This is a genomic window from Modestobacter sp. DSM 44400, from assembly GCF_900107175.1.
Taxonomy (GTDB): domain Bacteria; phylum Actinomycetota; class Actinomycetes; order Mycobacteriales; family Geodermatophilaceae; genus Modestobacter.
In genome coordinates this window covers 1-5,651 of sequence record NZ_FNOZ01000101.1, presented here as the reverse complement: position 1 = coordinate 5,651, position 5,651 = coordinate 1, and the positions used below count along the sequence as shown (strand labels likewise).

At 71.2% G+C, this 5,651-nt stretch carries 4 protein-coding genes, 2 tRNA genes and 1 pseudogene; 4 read left to right on the top strand and 3 right to left on the bottom strand.

The features are described from left to right. A pseudogene (locus tag BLW04_RS24490) lies at positions 1–200 on the top strand (IS1380 family transposase); the annotation flags it as partial. Positions 201–666: 466 nt separating this feature from the next. Here BLW04_RS24490 and BLW04_RS24485 read toward each other — a convergent pair. From BLW04_RS24485 to BLW04_RS24475, 3 genes are all read right to left on the bottom strand, one after another. Continuing rightward, positions 667–739 (bottom strand) — tRNA-Arg (locus tag BLW04_RS24485). 27 nt (positions 740–766) lie between these two features. After that, a tRNA-Ser gene (locus BLW04_RS24480) sits at positions 767–855 on the bottom strand. 109 nt (positions 856–964) lie between these two features. Continuing rightward, positions 965–2,173 carry an MFS transporter gene (locus tag BLW04_RS24475; RefSeq protein ID WP_091548156.1) on the bottom strand — a complete coding sequence of 403 codons (1,209 nt, stop codon included), beginning with the start codon at positions 2,171–2,173 and terminating at the stop codon, positions 965–967. A 102-nt stretch (positions 2,174–2,275) separates the two neighbouring features. On the opposite strand from BLW04_RS24475, the gene BLW04_RS24470 reads away from it, so the two are divergent. The 3 genes from BLW04_RS24470 (at position 2,276) to BLW04_RS24460 (ending at position 4,972) form a co-directional block, all read left to right on the top strand. Next, positions 2,276–2,806, top strand: a complete 531-nt coding sequence (locus tag BLW04_RS24470; RefSeq protein ID WP_091548154.1) for a CGNR zinc finger domain-containing protein — start codon at positions 2,276–2,278, stop codon at positions 2,804–2,806. 260 nt (positions 2,807–3,066) lie between these two features. Beyond that, the gene (locus BLW04_RS24465) at positions 3,067–4,302 is read left to right on the top strand and encodes a bifunctional phosphatase PAP2/diacylglycerol kinase family protein (protein ID WP_175484278.1); all 1,236 of its coding nucleotides are present in this window, start codon (positions 3,067–3,069) and stop codon (positions 4,300–4,302) included. Positions 4,303–4,399: 97 nt separating this feature from the next. Then, positions 4,400–4,972: a DUF6318 family protein gene (locus BLW04_RS24460; RefSeq protein WP_091548150.1), complete on the top strand. Its 573-nt coding sequence runs from the start codon at positions 4,400–4,402 to the stop codon at positions 4,970–4,972. Positions 4,973–5,651 lie beyond the last annotated feature (679 nt).

Here is a 5,651-nt window from a genome sequence, read left to right as displayed (position 1 = left end):
CCGCCGGCGCCCTGGCCGGGGCACTGCACGCCAAGACCCGCACCGCCACGATCCGCGCCCAGTTGATCAACGTGCCGGCCCGCATCGCCACCTCGGCGCGGCGGCTACGCCTGCACCTGCCGCGGAACTGGCCCTGGCAGGCCGGCTACGACCAGCTGTTCACCGCCACCCTCGCACCACCGGGCGCGGTCTCGGGCTGACCACCCAGCCGACAACGGCGCGAGGAACGACCCGGACGTGGAAAAGCCGGACAGACCGGCGACTACCGCACGCCCATTCCCGGAAACCATTCGCCCGACCAAGATCACATCACTTGAGAATGCTCATCGGCGGATCGAGGCTGAAGCATTCCCGACGAATTGCCCGAATGACCAGCACCGAGCAGGTGGCAGCCAGCGGCCCGGCACCGAGCGGCCTCGCGTACCGCTGTTCGCAGAGGGAACACGGCCTTGGACGTCGAGGTGGTGGAGAACGGGGTTCTGAGGCCGCCCCTGCGAGAGGCTGCCGAGCAGGCCCGGCACCTGGCGGACCTGCTGCGCGAGCCGGCAACGACGGACCCCGCGAGGCCTCGGCGCCGTCGTCACGTGGCGGGTGAACCCGCCCCGGACAACATCGCGGCCCCGCACTCGCCAGAGTGCGGGGCCGCGGCGCTGTCTCAACCAGACGTGCACCCGAAGGGATTCGAACCCCTAACCTTCTGATCCGTAGTCAGATGCTCTATCCGTTGAGCTACGGGTGCAGGTACTGCGTGTTCAGTTGTCGTACGCGGAGGCTCCGGGATTTGAACCCGGGATGGGGATTAACCCAAACCGCATTAGCAGTGCGGCGCCATAGACCGGACTAGGCGAAGCCTCCCGGGGACCGGGTCACCCCGGAACCACCGAGGAGAGAGGTTACCAGCGCCCGGCGGCGACTCCCAACGGGGGTTGGCCCCGCTGGGAGCGCCGTCGTCCGCAGGGGTGACTCAGGCGGTGACGATGTCGCGCCGGCGCGCGTCGGCGACCACCGGACGACGCCCGGGCACCAGGGTCACCGCCACGGCCAGTCCGGCGGCGACCGCCGCCATGACCAGGGCGCCGGCCACGCCGGGCGAGGTCTCGATCAGCGCGCCACCGACGGCCGCACCGACGGCGGAGGCGCCGAAGGCAACGGTCGACAGCCAGGTGAACGCCTCGGTGGTGGCGGAGGTCGGCGCGATGGAGCCGACCAGCGTGCTCAACACGGTCAGCGTGGGGGCGATCGCCGTCCCACCCAGGAAGAGGAGGACGCCGAGCACCCACGGGCTCTGGACCGCGGCGAGCGGGACCAGGCCGATGGTGACGCCGAGCAGGCCCCAGCGGTACTGCCGGGGCAGCGAGGCGCTGACCACGCGGGCGCCGAACCACAGACCGCCGGCGACCGAGCCCAACGACCACACGGCGAGCAGGACGCCGGACATGCCTGGCGACCCGGCGGCCTCGGCGAAGGCCGGCAGGGCGACCTCGAGGCCACCGAAGCCGAGCATGAGCGCCGACCCACTGAGCAGGACCCGGGGCATGCCGGGAGCAGCCACGGTGGCGAACGGGCTGCGGCGCACGGCGACGGCCGGCTGCCAGGCGCGCATCGGCGGGCTGGTGGCGATGCCGAGCGCGCCGACCACACCGAGGGAGGCGCCGACGGCGACGGCGACGGCCGGGGCGGCGATCAGGGTGAGCACCGCGACCAGGGTCGGGCCGGCCACGAAGACCAGCTCGGTGGCGGTGGCATCCAAAGCGTAGGCGGTGGGGCGGACCCGGGGATCGACGCGGGACCACAGCGCACGGACGGTGCCGGAGACCAGCGGGGTGCTCACGCCGGCGGCGGCCGCCGCGGCGAGCAGCGCAGGAGCCGGGGCGCCGACGAGGACGACGGCGACCAGGCCGGCCAGCAGCAGCGGATAGGCAGCGGCCTGGGCGAGCAGGATGCGGCGCGGGCCGCGCCGGTCGGCCAGCCGGCCGAGGACCGGGGCCATCAGCGCGGTGGCGACGCCGAAGGTGGCCGAGACGGCGCCGGCAACCGCGTAGGAACCGGTCTGTTGCTGCACCATGAGCAACAACGCGAGCGGCACCATGGCGGAGGGCAGTCGTCCGGCGAATCCGGCGAGCAGGAGCACCGGGGCGGAGGGAAGCCGCCACACGGCGAGGTACGAGCGCATGAGGAACTCACTTCGAGACGTACGAGACAGGGAATCGTAGGGGTCCAACAGCGGTTGACCGCCTACGCATTCCGGAGGCTACACGAAGCGGTAGGGAGTCACATGGACTACGACACCTACGGGTCGAACGCCGTCGAGCTGGCCATCGACCTGGCCAACTGCGACCGCGGCGACCCGGCGTGGGTGCGGGCGTTCGTGGCCTCCCACGACGACTGGTTCACCGACGGGACGGCGCTGCGGTTGACCGACGCCGAGGCGGCCCGGGTGGACGAGACCTCCGAGCTCATCCGCGCCGTGGCGCTGGCCGACTCGGAAGCGGCGGTGAAGGACCGGCTGAACGCCCTGCTGGCGCTGGCCTCCCCCCGGCCGTACGCCACCGACCACGACGGTGAGCTGCACCTGCACTACGCCCGCCCGGACGCCGGGGCGCTGGAGCAGTTGACGACGACGGTGGCCATGGGGTTGTCCCAGGTGGTCGTGCAGCACGGCTGGCAGCGGCTGGGAGTGTGCTCGGCCGAGGGCTGCGGCAACGTCTACGTCGACACCTCGCGCAACGCCAGCCGTCGGTACTGCTCGAACACCTGCGCCAGCCGGTCGACGGTCGCCGCGTACCGGGCCCGCCAGCGCGCCTGAGCCCCGTCCGGGTGGAGTCCCGCGAGAGGGAAGCTGAACGGGGCGGCCTCCACTAGCGTCCCGATCCGTGCCCTCACCGCTGCACTGGGACGCCCGGCTGCTCCACCGCGTGGGCGAGCTGCCCACGACCCGGGCGGACGGATGGCTGCGCCGGCTGTCGACCTTCGCCGACCACGGCAAGCTCTGGCTGGTCCTGGGCCTGGCGATCGGCGCGCAGCGCGCAGCGCTTGCGGCGGGCTGCGATGCGGGGCGTCGGGTCCATGGCGGTGTCGAGCGCGCTGGTGAACGTCGTCCTGAAGCGGGTCTTCGGCCGGGTGCGGCCGGACCTGGCACAGGTGTCGGGCACACGGACGCTGCGCCGGTCGCCACACACGCTGTCGTTCCCCAGCGGGCACTCGGCGTCCGCGGCGGCGTTCGCCACCGGGCTGGCACTGGAGAGCCCCGTCGCCGGGGCGCTGGTGGGGCCGATCGCGCTGGGCGTCGGGTACTCCCGGGTGCACGTGGGCGTGCACTACCCGGGGGACGTCGTCGCCGGGATGGCGGTCGGCAGCGCGGTGGCGATGGCCACCCAGCACTGGTGGCGGGTGCGGCCGACGACGCCGGCCCGGGTGCGGACGTCGTTCGCGGCGCCGGCGCTGCCCGAGGGCGAGGGGCTGATGATCGCGGTGAACCCGAGGTCCGGGCGGGAGGACTACGACCCGGCCGCGGACATCGCCGAGTTGCTGCCGCGGGCCGAAGTGCTGGAGATCGGCGAGGACGCCGGCGTCGCCGAGTTGCTGCGGAAGGCCGCCCGGTCGGGGGCGAAGGCCCTGGGAGTGGCCGGCGGAGACGGGAGCGTGGCCACGGCGGCCGCGGTCGCGCTGGAGTTCGGGCTGCCGCTGGCGGTGATCCCGGCGGGGACGCTGAACCACTTCGCGCGCGACGTGGGTGTGGCGACGCCGCCGGAGGCGGTGACCGCGGTGGAGGTGGGTGCCGCGGTGCGGGTGGACGTGGCCGACGTCAACGGGACGCCGTTCCTGAACACCGCGAGCATCGGCAGCTACCCGGAGATGGTGCGGCGACGTGACCAGCTGTCCGGGCGGATGGGCAAGTGGATGGCGCTGACAGTGGCGGCTGCGCAGGTGCTGCGGCGCGGGTCGCCGGTGGACGTGGAGCTGAACGGGCAGCGGGTCAAGGCGTGGATCGTCTTCATCGGGAACGGCTGCTACATGCCGCGCGGCCTGTCGCCGGCGTGGCGGCCCCGGTTGGAAGACGGCCTGCTGGACGTCCAGTACCTGCGTGCGGATCTCCGGTTCGGGAGGACCCGGGCGGTGCTGGCCACGTTGCTGGGAGTCAGTGAGCACAGTCGGAGCTACCGGCAGTTCCAGGTGCCGGAGCTGCGGGTGCGGTTGCTCAACGGGCCGCAGCAGGTGGCCTACGACGGCGAGACGGGCGAGACGACGACGGAGTTCGCGTTCCGCAAGCGCGAGCAGTTGACGGTGTACGCCGAGCGCTGAGGCTGTCCACAGGATGGCCCGTACGGGCGAGGTGGCGGGGCGCTGACCTGCGTAGTCTGCTTGTCCACGGACGGCCGGGGCGATGGGAGGACGAGGGATGCGGCTCGCGCGGGTGGCTGCTGGCGTGCTCGTCGGGGCGGTCGTGCTGGGGGACTGCTCGAGCAAGGAGCCGGCCAACGACACCCTGCCGTCAGCGTCGGCGTCGCCCACTGCAGTCTCTGACGCCCCGCCGCCCCTGGGGCCGCCCGATCTCCCGATGCCTGTCGAAGCTCGGGAGCAGACTCCCGCAGGCGCGGATGCGTTCCTCCGCTACTACATGGACGTCTACAACGCAGCCGAAACGAGCCTGGACCCCACTTACATGGACCAACTCAGCCAGGATTGCGAGACGTGCGACCGCCTGATACAAAACATTAGGCAAGACGCTGGGTCTGGCTATTCATACGAGGGCGGCACAGCGACCGTCACCTCGGTGTCGACCCCTCTAGTCCGCGAACTGACCGCCGAGACGGCCTTTTCCATGGATCAGACGCCACTCACTGTGCGAAACGAGCAGGGCGTCGACGTACCCGAACTGAGCGCTCCCGCTGCCAGCCTCGACTGCGGAGCAATCCTGTATTGGTCCAGATCCGACTCGACTTGGATTTTTTCCCAGTGGGACGTCAACTAGCCGTCTTCACCACGGCGCTATTTGCCGCGGTGACCCTGGCGATGCCGACTTCGGCCCACGCAGCACCCTGCCGGTCGGTCGAGTGCGTCAGCACCGATCTGGGCTCAGGCGCAGTGTCACTGTCGGCCCAGGAAGTGACTGGCCCGGCGAACGGCGTGTACGTCGCCAGCAATACCGTTCCGGCGGGGCCACACCTGCACCAATGGCGCCTCCGGACGCCATGCCAGGTCGATGACGTAAACGTGGGGGCCTGCACCGGAGGACAAGAGATGTGCCCGATAGTCGACGGTCGAGCGATCAGCCGCTTGGTCGTACAGCAGCAAAGACTCACACAGGCCGACGGGACTCCGGTAGATGGCGTTCCGCCCAATCCAACAGATGCCGGCTCTTCGAACTTGAGGGGGAAGAAGGACATGATCTTGTGAGGATCGCGGCCTCGGGCTGAGAAGCCCGTGGCCCCTCGATGCTGACGGTGGATACGAGCCGGCAGCAGAGGGGCCACGAGTGAGTTCAGACGGTACGACGATCCTGTTCGGCCTGCCCGGAGTTCGAGTGCGCGAGGTGCTGCGCGCCGCGGACGGGACCCGAGTCGTGCACGTGATCACCGAGGAGGAGACCACGGCGGCGTGCCCGGTGTGCGGGGTGGTCTCGACCAGCGTGCGGCAGCGCCGGACGACAT